The organism is Flavobacterium sp. MDT1-60 (assembly GCF_014844035.1).
In the GTDB taxonomy this organism is placed as follows: Bacteria; Bacteroidota; Bacteroidia; order Flavobacteriales; family Flavobacteriaceae; genus Flavobacterium.
In genome coordinates this window covers 3,315,970-3,335,231 of sequence record NZ_CP062159.1, presented here as the reverse complement: position 1 = coordinate 3,335,231, position 19,262 = coordinate 3,315,970, and the positions used below count along the sequence as shown (strand labels likewise).

Here is a 19,262-nt window from a genome sequence, read left to right as displayed (position 1 = left end):
TTTAAAGTTGTACTTTTTTATCTTCCGCCTAAGAAAAGATTAACAATGATGTCTGAAATTAATGAAATCATACAAACTGTCAATAATATTGAAAGCAAGAAAGTGCTTAACGCCAGTTTTTTTAATTCCGGATCTAAAAGCTTTGGATTTTGATTTTTATAAACGGTAATTAAATGTTTAGTTAAAGGAATGTAAGCCAATAAAAACAAATATTGATCGAAACGATAATCGCTCAAAATGGCAAAAACAACCACTAAAAGCATCGCTGTAATGATCAATGTAAAATGATAAATTTTAGCTTTTGCACCACCAATCTGGACTACGATGGTATTTTTTCCTGATTTTTTGTCTGATTCTTCATCACGCATATTGTTCAGATTTAAAACCCCAACGCTAAATAATCCTATAGAGATTGCCGGTAAAATTAAAAGTGGATCTACTTCTTTTGAGTATAAAAAGTTAACACCCAAAGTACTTACTAATCCGAAGAAAATGAAAACAAAAACGTCTCCAAAACCTCTGTATCCGTAAGCTGAATTCCCTACTGTATAACGAATTGCCGAAACAATTGCAGCGATTCCCAATAATAAAAAGAAAATTGAATAGCCAAAATTACTTTCTCCAAAAGCAAAGTAAATCAAAATGATTGCTGATAATAGAGTCAGCGCAGTCGTAATGATTATCGCTTTTTTCATAGCCTGAGGCGTTATCACTCCACTCTGAATGGCACGTTGCGGACCAACGCGATCTTCATTGTCTGTGCCTTTTACCCCATCTCCGTAATCATTTGCAAAATTGGATAAAACCTGTAAACCAAGTGTGGTTAAAAGTGCAAAACCAAAAATTTTCCAGCTGAAAACTTCAGTTGGTGTATTGATAGTTGCGGTTGGGTTTGATAAGGCGTATATACTTCCTACTATAATTCCGGAAACTGATAAAGGCAATGTGCGCAGTCTGGCGGCTTCAATCCAATGTTTCATTCTGTTTTGTTTAGTTTTTAAATTTTGTTTCAGGTTCTTTAAGAGTTTTCAGTCGCAGTCGCAGTAAGCAGTTTAGTACTGAGACTGTGACTGAGACTGATTACTATTTTTAAGGAAGCCACTTATTTTCTCCGAAATTTGGTTTTCTTTTTTCCAAAAATGCATTTCTGCCTTCTTTTGCTTCTTCAGTCATGTAGGCTAAACGAGTTGCTTCTCCGGCGAAAACCTGCTGTCCTACCATTCCGTCGTCTGTAAGGTTCATGGCGAATTTTAGCATTTTTATAGAAGTTGGTGATTTTTGAAGAATTTCCTGAGCCCATTCGTAAGCAGTAGCCTCAAGTTCGTCGTGAGGAATAACAGCATTTACCATTCCCATATCCATTGCTTCCTGAGCTGAATAGTTTCTTCCTAAAAAGAAAATCTCACGGGCTTTTTTCTGACCCACCATTTTTGCTAAATAAGCTGATCCGTAACCACCATCAAAACTGGTAACATCAGCATCTGTTTGTTTAAAAATAGCGTGTTCTTTACTGGCTAAAGTCATATCGCAAACCACATGCAAACTATGTCCACCACCAACAGCCCAACCCGGAACAACAGCAATAACCACTTTTGGCATAAAACGAATTAAACGTTGTACTTCCAGAATATTCAAACGATGTTGTCCGTCTTCACCTACATAACCCTGATGTCCACGAGCATTTTGATCGCCACCACTGCAAAAAGAATAAACGCCATCTTTAGTTGATGGGCCTTCAGCAGAAAGTAACACTACTCCTATCGAAGTATCTTCTTGTGCATCGTAAAAAGCCTGGTATAATTCTGAAGTTGTTTTTGGGCGGAAAGCGTTTCTAACATTAGGTCTGTTAAATGCTATTCTTGCAACTCCATTACATTTTTTATAGGTTATATCTTCAAATTCTCTGGCAGTAATCCAATCCATTTCTATTTGTTTAGTTTTAATAATTATAGTGTAAAAATAAAGCATTTTTACATTTTTACCTACTCAAATCGGCTTAAGTCTGCGTGAAAATAACTTTAGAAAGTGGCAAATACTATTTACTTACAAAAAATAACATTATTTAACATTGGATTTCAAAAATAATTAAGTAATTTTACACCCTAGAAATCAATGAGATACATTTTATTTCACTGATTTATGATTGATTTTCTTTCACTGATTTATTAACCTAAAAAATGACTTTTTTTGAGAAAAATTAAAAATTTTGTCGCTCATTTTTTTACGGTTTTTATTAGTAAACCTTTAACTAATGAGCAAATGATTTTTGCGTTTGTTAAAACTTCAAAAAAGAGATAGTAGCACCTAAGGTTAAATGCTAGAATTGTTTAAGTAATTAGTATAAGATTGATTACGAAAAAGAAGAAAATGCTAACCAAAACATTCTATAAGTTATTTATCAACCAAATGGATTAGCCGCGAAATTGATTTTTTGCTTTTAAGATGAACGTATTGATTGTTTAAAGACATACCAGATGAGAGCGTAACTCCTAAAATTTATAAAGTTGTTATTCTTTTAATGGATTCGAATTATTTTATTTCTGTTTTTTTTTAATTACAATTTTTTTTAAAACTGAATAAAAAGAGAAAGGCTGCTTGTAATGGGCAGCCTTTCTTGTTTAAATAATTCTCTAAATAAAATTTCAATAAAAAAATTCCAAATTCCAATAACAGCGAATGCATTGGAATTTTAAGAACTTTCTAATTTTCTTTTACCAGATAAATCCCGTCTTCTTTGATTTCGATGAGTTTATCTTTGTATAAAGCTCCAATTGCTTTTTTGAAGGTTTTTTTACTCATTTTCAAAACTGTTTTAATGTCTTCAGGATGTGATGCATCATTTAGTCTCAGGAAACCACGATTAGCACGTAATTCATCCAGAATTTTCTCTGCATTTGGCTCAATACTTTGATAACCTTGTACTTGTAGTGCAACATCTATTTTATTATCAGGACGAATGTTTTTAATAAAACCAATCATTCTGTCTCCGGTTCTGATCGCGTCATCGTAAACTTCATCTTTATACAACAAACCTTTGTGCTGTTCATTGATGATAACATTAATACCTAATTCGGTAATGTGTGAAACTATCAAATCGACTTCTTCTCCTTTTTCAACTGTAAGCTGATCGTTTGACAAAAATTGGTTCAATTTACTTGAAGCCACCAAACGATTGGTTTTTTCATCCATATAAAGGTAAACCAAATAACGTTTTCCTTTTTCCATTGGACGCGCCTGTTCTTTAAAAGGAACAAGGATATCTTTCTCCATTCCCCAATCCATAAAGGCACCAACCTGATTGATATAATTTACTCTTAAAAGTGCAAATTCATTCAATAAAATATAAGGCTCTAATGTTGTTGCAACAGGACGTTGTTCGTGGTCCAAATAAACGAAAACTATAAGCTCCTCGCCTATTTCAAATTCATTTGGAACGTATTTATTCGGTAATAATATATCGTGAATTCCTTCCGGGTCTTTTTCAGGATTTCCTAAAAATAAACCAACTTTGGTATCGCGTAATATGGTAAGTGTATTGTATTTTCCTATTTCAATCATATTCTTAAGTTCTGAGTCGATAAATGACTAAGTTTCCAGCTGCAAATGTACGAAGTTTGAAAATGGTAAACCGAAAAATATTTTGAATTAAAAAAAAGCAAGATGCTTCTTATTATACTTTGTGCTTTTTAATTAAATTTGAGAACGTAAATCAACTCCAAATCAATGAAAAAAATTACTTTTTACTTCGTTTTTGCCTTTTTACTATTTTCTCAGATCGGTATTTCGCAGGTTGCTGAAGATCCGGAAATTAAAAAGATGATTTCAGAAGTTAAATCCGAAAACCTCGAAGCAACTGTTCGAAAACTGGTAACTTTTGGAACCAGACATACTTTAAGTGATACAAAAAGCAAAACAAAAGGAATTGGAGCAGCACAGCAATGGGTAAAATCTGAGTTTGACAAATATGCCTTAGAATCTGGTGGAAGATTAACTTCTACAATAGATTATTTTACGGTTAAAGCAGACGGAAAACGGGTAAAAGTAGACAGCCAACTTGGAAATGTCATGGCCATTTTAAAAGGAACTGACCCTAATGATAATCGTGTGCTTATTATTAGTGGACATCTTGATTCACGCGTTTCCGACGTAATGAATGTAAAATCGGACGCGCCTGGTGCTAATGACGACGGATCTGGTGTTGCAGCCGTTATTGAATTAGCTAAGATTATGAGTAAAAGATCTTTTCCGGCAACCATTATTTTTGTTGCTGTTGTTGGCGAAGAACAAGGACTTATTGGTGCCCGCCATTTGGCTGAATTTGCTAAAGAATCAAACTGGAATATCATCGCCATGCTGAATAACGACATGATTGGAAACAGTTTATCCAGCGGAACTAATTTAAGAGATAATACACAAATTAGAGTTTTTAGTGAAACTATCCCGTTTTTAGAAACTGAAGATGAAGCTAAAATGCGTAAATCAATTAATCGTGATAATGACAGCCCGTCCAGATTATTGGCGCGTTATATTAAAACAACTACTGAACAATATGTGGATCAGCTTTCTGTAAAATTAGTATACAGAAACGATCGTTTTTTACGCGGAGGAGATCATACTCCTTTTAGTCAAAACGGATTTACAGCCGTTCGTTTTTGTGAAATGAATGAAAATTTTGATCACCAGCATCAGGATTTAAGAACGGAGAACAATATAAAATATGGCGATCTTCCTGAATTTATGGATTTCGATTATTTAAGAAAAAATGCCTGTGCCAATTTAGCGGTTTTAGCTAATCTGGCGTGGTCTCCAAAAGCTCCGGTAAATGTTGGAATTGAAGTTAAAAACCTTTCTAATTCCTCTACATTAATTTGGAGTGCTCCGGAAGACAAGCCTCAGTTTGGTTATCAGATTTTGATGAGAGAAACCTCTTCATCACATTGGGAAAAAACATTTTTTGTAAAAGATACGAAAGCCGAGATTCCTTATTCTAAAGACAATTATTTCTTTACAGTACAGACAGTAGATGCTTTAGGTCATGCCAGTATACCGGTATTTCCAATCCCGATTCGTTAGATTTGTTTCAATAAAAAAGCGCCAACAGGCGCTTTTCTTTTATACTAGTTTAAACCAGCTCTTTAAAATATTGTTTTAGAATAACATCATTTACTACAGTTGGTGTAAAAATTTCCAGAATAACTGGTTTGTCATTTTGCGAATATAAATTGTCAATTCTAGTTTCTAACGATTCCGTATCAGAAGCTGTCAAATAATCAAACTGATACATTTTAGCCAAATGCTCCGCTGTTAAATGATGTGAAGTTTCAAAATACGTATTGAAAACAGGTTTTTCCTCATGACCTGGTAAGATTCTGAAAATTCCTCCTCCTCCATTATTGATCAAAATAATTTTGAAGTTTTTTGGGATAAACGAATTCCATAAAGCATTGCTGTCGTACAAGAAACTAATATCTCCTGTAATGAAGACATTTTGCTTTTGACTTCCTACAGCAGCACCTATTGCTGTAGATGTACTGCCGTCAATTCCGCTGGTTCCTCTATTGCAAAAAACTTCTATAGAAGGATCGATATGAATTAATTGTGCATAACGTATAGCTGAACTATTACTAATTTGCAACTGACTGTTTATAGGCAATGATTCAATGACTTTTTCGAAAACCTTAAAATCCGAAAAGGGGATTTTTTTCAGATATTCATTTCTTCTGATTTTACGAAAATTGTAAATTTTACCAATTTTTTCAGCATAACTACTTTTTGTATAAGTTGTTTTTGAAAACAAATCGGTAAAGAAGTCATTTGGCTGCATTACAAAATGCTGTGTTAAAGCATTAAATGTATCGTAAGCCCGTAAAGTGTCAATATGCCAATGCTCTTTTGGTTTGTGTTTGCGTAAGAATCCTTTTATACGTTTAGATACAATCATACCACCAAAAGTTATTAAAACATCTGGATTAAGCTCTTTAAAATCAACATCATCAAACGGCGTAATTAAAGTATCGATACTATTAATAAAATCAGGATGATGTAGGTTTGAAGTCGTTTCTGTCAGCACTACAACAGACGGATCTTTTGCGAAATTTTCTATAATTTCCTCCTCTATAACATTAGCTTCATTAACACCAACAAGGATTAGTTTACGTTTGGATGAATTCCAGATTGAAACAAAATCAGATATATTTTCAATAGTTTTTGTTCCGAGGATTTCTTCTGAATTTGTGATTTTTGGTTGAACAGAAAGTGCTGAAACAGTCTCGTATAAAGGTTCTTCAAAAGGTGCATTAATATGAACCGGACCTTTTTGAAGAATCGCTGTTTCTATGGCTTTGTTGATTTTTAAATCATTTACTTCAGAAGTTTCTTCTGTTAAATTGGCATTAAAAACCGAATGATTCTGAAAAACATTTTCCTGACGAATTGTTTGTCCGTCACCAATGTCTATCTTACTTTGAGGACGATCTGCAGAAATTATAATCAATGGAATCTGACTGTAAAAGGCTTCGGCTACAGCCGGATAATAATTCAATAACGCAGAACCTGAAGTGCAAACAATTGCTGTAGGTTTTTTAGTTTGCTGTGCAATTCCTAGGGCAAAAAAGGCTGCGCAACGTTCATCTGCAATACTATAACAGGTAAAGTTAGGATTTTGTGCAAAACCAATAGTTAGAGGAGCATTTCTTGATCCGGGAGAAATAATAATATTAGTAATTCCTTTTGCTAAACAAATTTCGATAATGCTTTGAGCAAGCGGTATTTTGGGGTAAATCATTCTTATGGCGTATTACTTTTAAAGAAAATCTAAACTTGAAGATTTTTTTTGACATCACAAAGTTACAAACTTCACACTTGATTTACTTATAAATTAGGAAGATATTAAGGCTGTTTTTAGAAAAAGGAAATATATTTGTAATAGCGTTTTTTTTTGTCAAAATAAACTTCATATGCGTATCCTCTATTTTTTTTTACTTTGTATTTCAATGCAAACCATAAAGTCACAAAATCAATTTGTTCCTGACGATACGCCTTATGAAAAAGCTTTAGAAACCACAAAAACAGAAGGAAAACCACTTTTTATAATGCTTTATGCCGAATGGTGCCCTCATTGTAATCAGATGAAAAAAGAAGTTTTTAGTGATCCAAATGTGATGAATTTTTTAAAGGAAAACTATGTTTGCATCTGGAAAAATATCGAGAAAGAAGAAGGATTGGCGCTTAAAAATAAATACAATACCAAATCACTACCTACTTTTTTGTTTTTAGATTCTAATGAAACACTTTTATATGTGTTGAAAGGCGAAATGAAAACCGCCGAGTTTATGACAGAAATAAAATACGCCTTGAATTCAAGAATGCAATTGCCTTATTTAGAGAAAGAATTCCTTTCTGACCCAAGTAATTCTACCAAGTTTTTTACTTATTTGAATACTCTAAAAAAGGGAAAAGACCGAACGGATTTATCTGTTCCAACGCATATTTATCTAAAAACACAATCTGATGCACAATTGGTTAGTGAAACCAATTGGAGAATCATCGCGAATGGCGTGACGGATATTAATTCGAGAGAATTTCAATACGTTTTAAAACACCAGAAAGAGTTTGCTGCTGTGGCTTCGCAGAGTCGTGTAGATCGTAAAACAGAAAGTATTGTAACCGAATTGCTTCGCCCTTTAGTTGATAATTTAGATACTGTAAATTACTATAAAAAAAGGGAAGTTGCCAAATCTATTCGATTGCAAAAAACAGATTCTTTGGTTTTCAAATTTGATTTGACTCTGGCTGAAAGAACCGAAAAATGGCAGTTTTATAAAAAAGTGACGCTAGAGAACACACAGAAATTAGTTTGGAATGATGCCAGTTTTTTGAAAGATATCGGGCAAACTTATTTGAAACATATTAACGATACAGAAAGCCTAAAAAAATCTATTTTATGGGTAAAACATTCTTTAGAATTAAATGATTCTTACGACGGAAATTTGCTCGTCGCAAGGCTTTACAATAAAATTAAAGACAAAAAATCAGCTTTACAATATGCTAATGATGCCAAAGTCATTTGTACAGAAATGACCTGGAATACTAAAGAAGTTGATACATTGTTAGCAGAATTGAACACTAAATAAAAAAGAAATAGCCACGAATTCACAAATTATTTAAAAATGCAAGCAAATAATTCGTGAATTCGTGGCGAAAAAAAATATTAAAACCATGAACCTTACTCTTAGACCTGCAACAGTAAATGATTTAGAAAAAATTCTGGACATTGTAAACTATTCTATTTTGCACACGACGGCAAATTATAATTATGACATTCAGACCCTTGATGTGCAAACAAAATGGTTTGAAGATAAAACTGCAAAAAATCTTCCTATTGTGGTTGCTGATTTAGATGGCGAAGTGGTCGGTTTTGGAAGTTATGGACAGTTTCGCGAAAAAATTGGTTATCAATATACAGTGGAGCATTCGGTTTATGTAGTGGATCATGTAATAGGAAAAGGCATTGGCTCTCAATTATTGACCGAATTAATTCGATTGGCTAAAGAACAAGGATACCATGTTATGATTGGTGCTATTGATGCCGATAATGCGGGTAGTATTGCTTTTCATGAAAAGTTTGGATTTGTAGTTACAGGAACGATTCGCGAAGTGGGTTACAAATTTGATCACTGGCTTGATTTGGTTTTTATGCAGTTGATACTTGTTTAACCGCAAAGTTCTCAAGGATTTTAGACAAAGTTCGCTAAGGTTTTTAATTACAATATGTTGAAAATGGCACGCGGATTTAAGCGGATTTCAATTTTTATTTTAAAAACAAGTGCCTAGTCCTAATGGGAGGAAAAGTCCTTTTGTGACGGGGTTCGGCACAAAAGATTACTTCACTTTACATCTATTTTAATCGGAGTTCAGTGAACTTTCGTTTGGAAGGACACCAGCAATAGCGACTGATGAAGTAATTGGCTCCTAAAAAAAATCCACAAACCTGAATTTACATTCAAATTTGTGGATTTTTTGGTTTTAATCAATTTGGATTAACTTTTAATCCAATTGATTACTTCTGGTTCTGTAACTAGTGTTTTTGGTTTGATCACTTTTACGAGTTCACCTTTTTCATTGATTAAGTATTTTTGGAAGTTCCATTCCACTTCAGAATCCTGTAAACCGTTTTTAGATTTTTGTGTTAAGAATTTATAAACCTCACACATATCATCGCCTTTTACCGACACTTTGTCCATCATAGGAAAAGTTACACCGTAATTTTGCTGGCAGAACGTTTGGATTTCTTCATTGGTACCTGGTTCCTGAGATGCAAAATTATTTGCCGGAAAACCAACAATTACAAAACCTTTATCTTTATATTCTTTGTAAACTGCTTCAAGATCTTTGTATTGAGGCGTTAATCCACATTTTGAAGCGGTGTTTACAATCATGATTTTTTTTCCTTTTAGAGATGCAAAATCAAAAGTATTTCCTGATAAATCTTCAACTTTAAATTGATAGATGGTTTGTTTTTCCATAACTTTTTCTGTTTTAGATTTATTGATACTTGTTTGAGCCTGAAGTTGTGCTGCCATTAAAAAGACTGCACTACAAACTAAAAATGCTATTTTATTCATCGTTTAATTTTTTATAAAATTAGTTAAAATCTGTTTTACAGAAAGAGTTTGATTGCTTTATTTTTATTAAAGATAAGTTAAATAAAAAAACGAAGCCTAACGTTAATCACTCGTTAGGCTTCTCCCCATACAAACAAATCAAACCATGAATTAATATTATCCCTTAATTTTATAAAATAAGAAATTGGCGCTATCCTGGATTCTTACCTTATAGTCCCTTTATGTTTAAATTATAGTTGATGCCTCCCGGTTATAGTGAAAATTAATTTTAAACTCTAATTCATATTTCCCAGTTGATCTTTTTTTTAATGGCGTGTATAAGGAAATTTCAATTCGTTTAATTTGGAAAATACAGTTTGCAAATAATTTTCGGTTTGGAAGTCCGGGGACATCAACTATTAAATCTATATGTATTAATTTTAATAAAATCCCTATGGAAAACCGGAGCATTTAAAGCGGAATGATGAAGTCTGGCAGTTCCTTTTCGAAAATCTTTATTATTCAAATTTGACAATGCTAAAACAGTAGTCAGAGCTACGATTAAAATTTTTAATTTATTCAGATTTTTCATAGTATTATTCTTTTTTATCACAATTAATTTTAAATAATTCTTTAAACGAATGTTAAAATCAATATTTTTGATTTACTCCTAACATGCTAATTATAAACTAATAAAAAGTGATCTTTCTAAAATTTGCTATTTATCGAATAGTAATTTTCATGTTATAATAGCATTTACGTAATTGGATTGCTTTTGGTTTTAAAAAAATGAAAAAAAATCAACATTTTTTCTAAATCCCTTATTTTACTAAGTATTTGGCTATTAAAAAAAATCCATTTTGATTAAAAAATAAATTATCTTTATCTCAAGTAACATAATATCGTTTAATAAATTTTGTTTAAACTTTAAAAACCTTAATCTATGAGTCAAGAAGAATTATTAGTTTTGATCTACAAGAAAGACGAAAGAGCTTTTACCCACTTGTATGATATGTATTCCAAAAGTTTGTATTCGGTCATCCATGTCTTGATAAAAAACAGGGAAGAATCCGAAGATGTTTTGCAGGAAGTTTTTGTCAAAATCTGGAAAAATATCGATTCATATAATGAAAGCAAAGGGCGATTTTATACGTGGATCCTTAATATTGCCCGAAATACCTCTATAGATAAATTAAGATCTAAAAATTTTAATAACAGCCAAAAAAACCTTTCATCAGATAATTTCGTAAATCTGTTAGACGACAGTAACAAACTGCTTAATAAAATTGATACCATTGGGATTCAGGAATTTGTCAAAAAACTGAAACCAAAATGTATCGAAATTATTGATTTGTTATTTTTTAAAGGATATACCCAACAAGAAGCTTCAGAAGAATTGGCAATGCCACTGGGAACTATCAAAACGCAAAACAGAAACTGTATTAACGATTTACGTAATTATTTAAAAATATAATGGAAGCACAAGAATATATAGACTCAGGAATTCTAGAACTATACGTTTATGGTTTATTAACCGAAACTGAAAATTTAGAAATAGCCGAAATGGCTAAAAAAAGCCCGGAAGTAGATCAGGAAATTATTTCTATAGAAAAAGCTATTGTAGCTTTATCATCAAGCTTCTCACCTTTCCATTCGGTAGCGAATTTTGAAAAGATAAAAGCGCGTTTAGAACTGAAACATGGCAAAGTAGTCGAAATGAAACCAGCTTCGAAATGGTCTCAATATGTGGGCTGGGCCGCTGCTGTTTTACTACTGTTAGGACTTGGATATCAAACTTTAGAATTGACAAAAACCAAAGATGCTATTGCAACTGTTGGCAATGAAAAAACTAAAATTGAAAGAGAGTTTGCTTACTTAGACCAACAACATAAAGAAACAGAGAAAAGCTTAACTATTGTTAGAGATATCAAAAATACCGGTGTAACACTTGGTGGTCAGGCTGTTTCGCCAACATCATTTGCTAAAGTGTATTGGAACAAGGACACTAAAACGACTTATATTGATGCTGCAGGTTTGCCAAAACCTCCAAAAGGAATGGTTTACCAGGTTTGGGCCTTAAAATTAAGTCCAGTGCTTACGCCAACAAGTATTGGTTTATTGAGCGACTTTGAAGGAAATTCAAATAAAATCTTTGCTGTAGACCGTACCAACGAAGCGGAAGCTTTTGGAATTACATTGGAACCAGCCGGAGGAAGCTTAACTCCAACAATGGCACAATTGTATACTTTAGGAAGAGTTTAAAAGTAAACTTGTCGTAAATTGAAAACGCATATTAATTTATTTAATATGCGTTTTTTTATTATTTTTAATTCCACTAACTAACAAAAAAATCATGAACGGAACTTTACTTTTAAGAATTGCAGTTGCAATAATACTTCTCACTCATTCCGTTTTCGGAATGTTTAATAATGGCATTAATGACTTTGGAAATTTGTATCTGAACCAGATTGGATTTGCTCCTTTTGGCGTTTTTCTGGCGTGGACCATTAAATTATCTCACGTTGTTGCGGCAATACTTTTAGTTTTTAATAAATACATTAAGCTTGCCGGTTTTGTAACGATTTTTGTTTTAATAATGGGAATTATTCTGGTACATTTTGAGGAAGGCTGGTTTGTTGTTGGCGGAGGAAGAAATGGTGTTGAATATAACTTTTTATTAATTGTTGTACTATTTGCAATTATGTTTCCGGATGGTTTTAAGAAAAATACAATCGAATAACTCAGGTAAAAAAATAAAAAAAATTTGGGATGGAAGTAATCTGCAAAAACTGTAATCAGATTTTTAAAGGCCACTATTGCAACAACTGTGGACAAACGGCTTAAACACATAAAATTAACGCTCATATTTTATGGCATGATATTCAGCATGGCTTATTACATTTTGATGCAGGAATTCCTTATTCTTTAAAACAATTGTTTACAAGGCCAGGACATTCAATTAGAGAATTTATCGAAGGGAAACGTGTTAAGCATTTTAAACCATTATGGTTAGTTGCTGTTCTTGGTGCTCTGTATGGTTTTTTATAAATCAATATATTTGTAAATTCAGACAACTCCAATATAGATTTGCGTGATTACAACTAATGGATGGCAACACATTTTTCATGGGTAACCATTGCCACTATACCAATTTATACTATCGGAACTTTTATTGTATTCAGGAAACAAGGTTATAATTTTTTCGAATTTTTTGTACTCAATACTTTCAAAGCTTCACAAAGACTCTTGGTGCAAATTTTGACATTTCCTGTATTATTATATTTAAGCAGCAAAATCATGTTGAGAAGTTCTCGACTATGACTTATATAATTGGAATTATATTGATATTTTGGACTAACATTCAATTTTTTAATAAAATATCGAAAACCAGAGCATTCTTTTTAACGCTATTAAGTCATATTATATTTTTAACCACTTTTATAGTGCTTGTAGCAATAGTTCTTTTATTAACTGGAAAAATGCCTGATTAAAAGTAAGTTAGAATTCTAAAAAAAGAAAAAAATCCTTGTTTTCTTTTTTTTATTAAAATACATATCGTAATATTGCAATATAAATATAAAACAATGGGAGCATCTAAATCAGATCACTTTACGGATCACCAAAATGAATTGGCCATTTTAACAAAAGCATTGGGACATCCAGCACGAATTGCTATTATTGAATATTTGCTAAAAGTAAATACCTGTATTTGCGGAGATATAGTAAACGAACTGCCACTTTCACAACCTACAGTTTCTCAGCATTTAAAGGAATTAAAAAATGCCGGATTAATAAAAGGGAACATTGACGGAAACGCCATTTGTTATTGCATTAATGAAGCAGGTTTTGAAAAAATAAAAGGTTTCTTCGAAATCATCACACTTCATATTGAGAAAAATAAAAAAGAATGTTGTTAATCATTAAATCAAATTATTATGAAACTTTCAGAAATTAAAAAATTGCTAACTACTGTTGAAACAGTAAATTTTCAATTGCCAAACGGAAACTTTGTTCCGGAATACTTTCATGTTACCGAAGTAGGTTTAGTTACCAAAAACTTTATTGATTGCGGCGGAACGGTTCGCAAAGAGACGGTTGTAAATTTTCAACTTTGGGATGCCAATGATTTTGAGCACCGTTTAAAACCACAAAAACTAATTCATATTATTGAACTTTCTGAAAAAGTTCTTGAAATAGACAATTTTGAAATTGAAGTTGAATACCAGGATACTACTATCGGAAAATATGATTTAGGTTTTAATGGAAAAGATTTTGAGTTATTAAATAAAAAGACAGCTTGTTTAGCTCAGGAACAATGTGGGGTTCCATCAGAAAAACCGAAATTTAAACTTACGCAATTAAATGTTGATACTGCCAATTCATGCACACCTGGTAACGGATGTTGCTAATTAATCCCATAAAAAATGTCAAATTCAAATACCTTATTTCCAGAATTAAATAAAATCATTTCTTTATTTGATTTTGAAAAGATTACAACAGAACGAAAAGAAGTATTACAACCTCTGATTGATTTTATCCAGTTAAAAGTGAACGATAATCTTGCAATCAGATTAAATTTAATTTGTACTCATAATTCAAGAAGAAGTCATTTATCTCAGGTTTGGGCACAAACGGCGGCTTACTATTTTGATGTAGAAAATGTTTTTTGCTATTCCGGAGGAACAGAAGCAACGGCATTATTCCCAAAAGTTGCAGAAATCCTGAAAAAATCAGGATTTACTATTAAAATGCTTTCTGAGGGAAATAATCCGGTTTATGCTATAAAATTTGCTCCTACAGAATCTCCAGTTATTGGATTTTCGAAAACATATGATGATGTTTTTAATCCGGAAAGCGGTTTTGCGGCTATTATGACCTGCTCGCAAGCTGATGGCGGCTGCCCTTTTATTGCAGGAGCAGAAAAACGTATTCCTGTTACTTTTGAGGACCCGAAAGCTTTTGATAACTCACCCCAACAAACTGAAAAATACGAGGAACGAAGCTTGCAAATCGCAACTGAAATGTTTTATGTTTTTTCTGAAATAAAAAAATAATATGTCAATAAATCATTGTGCTCCAACTATAAAACGTACAAAACTTGGTTTTCTGGATCGTTTTTTGACTCTTTGGATTTTCATGGCAATGGCAATTGGTATTTCAATTGGGTATTTTATTCCTTCAAGTGGAGATTTTATTAATTCATTCTCAAGTGGAACAACAAATATTCCACTTGCTATTGGACTTATATTAATGATGTACCCACCATTGGCAAAAGTAAAATACGAGAGTATCGGAAGTGTCTTTAAAAACACCAAAGTATTAGGAGCTTCTTTATTTTTAAACTGGATTATAGGTCCTATCCTGATGTTTATTTTAGCCTTGCTATTTTTAAAGGAACATCCTGATTATATGATCGGCTTAATTTTAATTGGATTAGCCCGCTGTATTGCAATGGTTGTTGTCTGGAATGATCTCGCCGATGGAAACAGGGAATATGCCGCCGGATTAATTGCTTTAAATAGTATTTTTCAGGTTTTACTTTATAGCCTGTATGCTTACCTGTTTATCACCATATTACCACCTTATTTTGGTTATAATGGTTTTGACATCGATATTAGTATTATGCAGATTGCTGAAAGTGTTGGAATTTATTTAGGAATCCCTTTTGCTTTAGGAATCATTAGCCATTACGGTTTGATAAAACTAAAGGGTGATGAATGGTTTCAGAATAAATACATACCCATCATCTCTCCTATTACTTTGATTGCTTTGCTTTTTACCATTGTACTTATGTTTAGCCTGAAAGGTGAATTGATTGTTCAGATTCCGATGGATGTTATACGTATTGCAATTCCGTTGGTAATTTATTTTGCTGTCATGTTTGTAATAAGTTTCTTTATTGGGAAATATTTTGGAGCTGATTATTCAAAAAGTGCTGCTATTGCTTTTACAGCAACCGGCAATAATTTTGAACTGGCCATTGCAGTTGCAATTGGCGTATTTGGAATAAATAGCGGTCAGGCCTTTACTGGAGTTATTGGCCCCTTAGTAGAAGTTCCTGCTTTAATCGCCTTAGTAAATGTTGCTTTTTGGTTTAGAAAAAAATATTTCTCTTAAATATTCAAAATCTATTTTACATCAAACCAAAATAAATTTGTCTCAAATAATTCATAAAAAAAGGTTCAACATTACGTTGAACCTTTTTTTATGAATTAATAATTACTCTAAAATAATTATCTATTTTTTAACTTTTTTACTTTTATAATATTTGCTGTATTTTGGATATGTAACAATTCCTATTAAAGAAATTGTTCCTAGTGAATACCAAATCCAGCTTAATGAATGCGCTTCTCCACTTGCATAAGAGTGTAATCCAACTAAGTGGAAATTTACACCATAATAGGTAAACAAGATAGAAATAAAAGCAAACATACTCATTAAGTTGAAAAACCATTTTCCTCTTAATGACGGAACAAAACGTGCATGAATTACAAACGCATAAACCATGATAGAAATCAAAGCCCAGGTTTCTTTTGGATCCCATCCCCAGTAACGTCCCCAGCTTTCGTTAGCCCATTGTCCTCCTAAGAAGTTGCCAATAGTCAACATGATCAAACCAATTGTAAGGGACATTTCGTTGATATAGGTAATTTCTTTGATGTTTAACTCCATTTTGGCTTTGTTTTTCTCATTGGTAAAGAAAATCAATATCAGGGCAACAAAACCTAAAATCATTCCCAATGCAAAAGGTCCGTAACTTGCTACAATGACTGCAACGTGAATCATTAACCAATATGAATTCAAAACAGGCTGCAAATTAGCAATTTCAGGATCAATCCAGTTGGCGTTTGCTGCCATGAAAATCATCGCCGTAACAAAAGCTGCCGATGCCACAGTAAGTTTTGATTTTCTATCAAAAGCCAGTCCAAAGAACATCGTTGCCCACGCCACATATACAATTGCCTCGTAAGCATTACTCCACGGCGCGTGACCCGAAATATACCATCGGGCAATTAAGGCTAGCGTATGAAATGCGAATATTAATCCAATTAAAATATGAAAACCATTTACCGTAATGCGTAAAAACTTTTTATCAAAGAAAATACTAAACAAAGTAAAGATCAACATGAGTATTCCCGAAAGCGAATACCAATAAAACATTTTAGGTAAAATATTGTATTTATTGTACGCGATTTCAAGATCAATTTTCTTTTCGCTTGGACGAACTTTGCTTCCAAATTTCTTTTGAAATCCGTTAATACTTTCAACCAATTGATCAGCTGTGTTAAAATTTTTAGAAATTGATCCGTTATTTAAAGCGCTAAAATACAAGGGTAAAATTTGCTTTACATACGTAGAATCCATTCCTTTTAAACCAGAATTTTGTATTTCTAAATATGAAATCCATTTGTTGTTTGGATCATTTGGAATCGGGAAAATTCTTAAAATACTTCCGCTTAAAGCAGATTCCATTAAGTTTACCTTTTTATCCGTTTCAATAAAATCTTTTTCAAAACTATTTGGATTTGCCGCTTTATAGGCTGCATCTAAGTATGGTGAAAGTTTATAATTTCCGTTTTCATCAAAAAACTTTACAAACGGAGCTAATTTTGCTTTTCTATCAACACCAATGATCTTACGAATACTATCATCTTTTGTATTTAGATAAATGATCGGAATTTGTATCCAAACCTGAGCATATTGTGTCATAGACAAAAACACCTGATCAGAATTCATTCCGTTATAAGTATCACTTTGACTTACCTTTCGCAATAATTCAGAAGAAAAAGTATTGATTGGTTTCATTCTACCACCTGCATCCTGGATGATCAAACGGCCAAATTTGGCAGCATGTGCTTCCGGAGCTTTGTAGATTGACAATAACGAATCTAATTGTTTCTGGCTTGGTGGTGTTGTTACATGATTAGCATGATCATTTGGATCTGTTGTATGATTGTGGTCATGACCTGGCGTATGAACGTGTGGTGCCTGCGCAAAACCACTCAAACTGATCATTAAAACCAAAATAGTAATTAGTTTTTGTTTTTTCTCTTTTACTTTTTCAAGTTTTCGCTTTATATCTGTAAAACGAGAACCTTTAGTAAACATGATTGCCATTAAACCAAAGAATAACATAAAATAGCCTAAATATGTAATCGAAGTTCCCCAGAAATCGTGGTTTACAGAAAGAACTGTTCCTTTTTCGTCCGGATCAAATGAAGATTGAAAAAAACGATATCCTTTATGGTCTAGTACATGATTCATATAAATTCTGGCATCAAAAGTTTCAGCAGAATCCTGAACAGTAACTTTACTTTCAAAAGCGGAATAACTTTTCTCTGTTCCTGGATATTTAGTAGCAATAAAATCGTTTAATTTTACTTTAAAAGGCAAAATATAAGCTTTGCTTCCGTAGAATAAACTGTACTCGATTTTTCCAATTTTAACCGTTTGTGGCTCCCCTACTGATCCTTTCGAACCTAAAAGACGCACTTGCTTCTCTTCACCATCAGCTTTTACTTTTACAATTAAAGCGTCATGATGACTTTTAGCTTTGAAATCATTATCTGATTCATAATCAATAACTCCTCTAACAGCTGGGTCAGGAAAAACAATTCTGATATCACCAATGCTGTATAAGGAACGCATCATTAAAGGCTGCACATTGTCTTTTGTAACAGCTCCTTTTAATTTATCTGCCATTCGCATAAATTCTCCTTCAAATGGCGTTTGAATCGTATATTTTTCTCCTGTTGTAGTAATATTGATCGCACCGTCAGTTTGCTTATTCAAAGCAAATAAAACATTGTGAATATTCTGAACTTCACCTTCTTTCAAATAATGTTCTTCACGTCCTCCTGCTCCTGCTTCAACCAATTTTAGGTATAATGTTCCTTTAGGATCCGGTTTAACTGTTTCTTTAGCTCCCATAATATAGTTTACATAAGTAACTTCAAAAGGAGTTTCGTCGAATTTTCCAGAAAGCGTAAAATCATTATTGGTAACAGGCGAAAATAAAAGACTTTTTTCAAAAACCCTGCGTTTCATTTCGCCTTTGTATTCTCCGTCTGCAAAAACAGTTAAGAATGTTTTATCTGAATAAATTTGATTTTCGGCAGCACCTTCACGAATAGGCATCATACCTTCGTAACTAATATAACGGGTAATAAAAGCTCCTAAAAGAATAAAGATAAAGGCAATATGGAGTAATAAGGTTGCCCATTTTTCTTTTTTTAATAATTGATAACGTTTGATGTTTCCAAAGAAGTTGATCAGGAAAAAGACCATGATAGCCTCAAACCACCAGGTATTGTAAATTAAAATTCTGGCTGTATCAGTATTGTATTTACTTTCGATAAAAGTTCCAATACCCATTGCGATCGCAAATGTTAAAAAAAGAACGGCCATTAATCGTGTAGAAAACAAAAAAGAGAATATTTTTTTATCCATTTCTGAGGAATTACATTGTATAAAAGTGCCACAAAAGTACTTAAAAATGTTGAGTTCCTATATTTGCCTTTTGTTAATAAAAACCAAAAATGATTAGACTCATTTTTAAATTTCATTAACAAACCCCGATTAAATAGAGTTCAATAATTTCTTTGATAGTAAATATTTTTTATTAGATTTGTGTAATCGATTACATTGTTAATTTGTTTT

General features: G+C 32.6%; 17 protein-coding genes. 11 read left to right on the top strand and 6 right to left on the bottom strand.

The features are described 5' to 3' along the window. Window positions 1–17: 17 nt before the first annotated feature. The 3 genes from menA to IHE43_RS13835 all read right to left on the bottom strand — a co-directional run bounded on the left by menA (window position 18) and on the right by IHE43_RS13835 (window position 3,558). A complete protein-coding gene (gene menA / locus IHE43_RS13845) occupies window positions 18–980 on the bottom strand; it encodes a 1,4-dihydroxy-2-naphthoate octaprenyltransferase (protein WP_192184429.1) in 963 nt (320 codons plus the stop codon). A gap of 109 nt (window positions 981–1,089) precedes the next feature. Beyond that, window positions 1,090–1,923 carry a 1,4-dihydroxy-2-naphthoyl-CoA synthase gene (locus IHE43_RS13840; RefSeq protein ID WP_017498510.1) on the bottom strand — a complete coding sequence of 278 codons (834 nt, stop codon included), beginning with the start codon at window positions 1,921–1,923 and terminating at the stop codon, window positions 1,090–1,092. Window positions 1,924–2,700: 777 nt separating this feature from the next. Beyond that, window positions 2,701–3,558, bottom strand: a complete 858-nt coding sequence (locus IHE43_RS13835; protein WP_192184428.1) for a S1 RNA-binding domain-containing protein — start codon at window positions 3,556–3,558, stop codon at window positions 2,701–2,703. A 165-nt stretch (window positions 3,559–3,723) separates the two neighbouring features. Between IHE43_RS13835 and IHE43_RS13830 the strand changes: the two genes are divergently transcribed. Further along, window positions 3,724–5,073 carry a M28 family metallopeptidase gene (locus IHE43_RS13830; RefSeq protein ID WP_192184427.1) on the top strand — a complete coding sequence of 450 codons (1,350 nt, stop codon included), beginning with the start codon at window positions 3,724–3,726 and terminating at the stop codon, window positions 5,071–5,073. 49 nt (window positions 5,074–5,122) lie between these two features. Here IHE43_RS13830 and menD read toward each other — a convergent pair whose 3' ends face one another. Beyond that, window positions 5,123–6,784: a 2-succinyl-5-enolpyruvyl-6-hydroxy-3-cyclohexene-1-carboxylic-acid synthase gene (gene menD, locus IHE43_RS13825; protein WP_192184426.1), complete on the bottom strand. Its 1,662-nt coding sequence runs from the start codon at window positions 6,782–6,784 to the stop codon at window positions 5,123–5,125. Window positions 6,785–6,992: 208 nt separating this feature from the next. Between menD and IHE43_RS13820 the strand changes: the two genes are divergently transcribed. Then, window positions 6,993–8,132, top strand: a complete 1,140-nt coding sequence (locus IHE43_RS13820; RefSeq protein WP_225585114.1) for a thioredoxin fold domain-containing protein — start codon at window positions 6,993–6,995, stop codon at window positions 8,130–8,132. 85 nt (window positions 8,133–8,217) lie between these two features. Next, a complete protein-coding gene (locus IHE43_RS13815) occupies window positions 8,218–8,715 on the top strand; it encodes a GNAT family N-acetyltransferase (RefSeq protein ID WP_192184424.1) in 498 nt (165 codons plus the stop codon). Between the two features lie 323 nt (window positions 8,716–9,038). On the opposite strand, the gene IHE43_RS13810 is transcribed toward IHE43_RS13815, so the two are convergent. Beyond that, window positions 9,039–9,623 (bottom strand): glutathione peroxidase, encoded by a 585-nt coding sequence (locus IHE43_RS13810; RefSeq protein ID WP_192184423.1) that lies wholly within the window; start codon window positions 9,621–9,623, stop codon window positions 9,039–9,041. A gap of 922 nt (window positions 9,624–10,545) precedes the next feature. Between IHE43_RS13810 and IHE43_RS13805 the strand changes: the two genes are divergently transcribed. The 8 genes from IHE43_RS13805 (at window position 10,546) to arsB (ending at window position 15,719) form a co-directional block, all read left to right on the top strand. After that, on the top strand, window positions 10,546–11,076 hold the full coding sequence (locus IHE43_RS13805) for an RNA polymerase sigma factor (RefSeq protein WP_192184422.1): 531 nt from the start codon (window positions 10,546–10,548) through the stop codon (window positions 11,074–11,076). Further along, a complete protein-coding gene (locus tag IHE43_RS13800) occupies window positions 11,076–11,864 on the top strand; it encodes an anti-sigma factor domain-containing protein (RefSeq protein WP_192184421.1) in 789 nt (262 codons plus the stop codon). Before IHE43_RS13805 ends, IHE43_RS13800 begins: the two co-directional genes overlap by 1 nt. 91 nt (window positions 11,865–11,955) lie before the next feature. Further along, on the top strand, window positions 11,956–12,342 hold the full coding sequence (locus tag IHE43_RS13795; protein WP_192184420.1) for a DoxX family protein: 387 nt from the start codon (window positions 11,956–11,958) through the stop codon (window positions 12,340–12,342). Window positions 12,343–12,455: 113 nt separating this feature from the next. Then, entirely contained in the window at window positions 12,456–12,650 is a 195-nt protein-coding gene (locus IHE43_RS24065; protein WP_370526746.1) for a DUF3667 domain-containing protein, read from the top strand. 536 nt (window positions 12,651–13,186) lie between these two features. Continuing rightward, window positions 13,187–13,519: a helix-turn-helix transcriptional regulator gene (locus IHE43_RS13785; RefSeq protein ID WP_192184418.1), complete on the top strand. Its 333-nt coding sequence runs from the start codon at window positions 13,187–13,189 to the stop codon at window positions 13,517–13,519. Window positions 13,520–13,537: 18 nt separating this feature from the next. Beyond that, window positions 13,538–14,011, top strand: coding sequence for a DUF6428 family protein (locus IHE43_RS13780; protein WP_192184417.1), 474 nt, complete (start codon window positions 13,538–13,540; stop codon window positions 14,009–14,011). Window positions 14,012–14,026: 15 nt separating this feature from the next. Next, the gene (locus IHE43_RS13775; RefSeq protein ID WP_192184416.1) at window positions 14,027–14,656 is read left to right on the top strand and encodes a protein-tyrosine-phosphatase; all 630 of its coding nucleotides are present in this window, start codon (window positions 14,027–14,029) and stop codon (window positions 14,654–14,656) included. A 1-nt stretch (window position 14,657) separates the two neighbouring features. Beyond that, entirely contained in the window at window positions 14,658–15,719 is a 1,062-nt protein-coding gene (arsB, locus tag IHE43_RS13770; protein ID WP_192184415.1) for an ACR3 family arsenite efflux transporter, read from the top strand. A 120-nt stretch (window positions 15,720–15,839) separates the two neighbouring features. Here arsB and ccsA read toward each other — a convergent pair whose 3' ends face one another. Then, window positions 15,840–19,052 carry a cytochrome c biogenesis protein CcsA gene (gene ccsA, locus IHE43_RS13765; RefSeq protein ID WP_192184414.1) on the bottom strand — a complete coding sequence of 1,071 codons (3,213 nt, stop codon included), beginning with the start codon at window positions 19,050–19,052 and terminating at the stop codon, window positions 15,840–15,842. Between the last annotated feature and the right edge of the window lie 210 nt (window positions 19,053–19,262).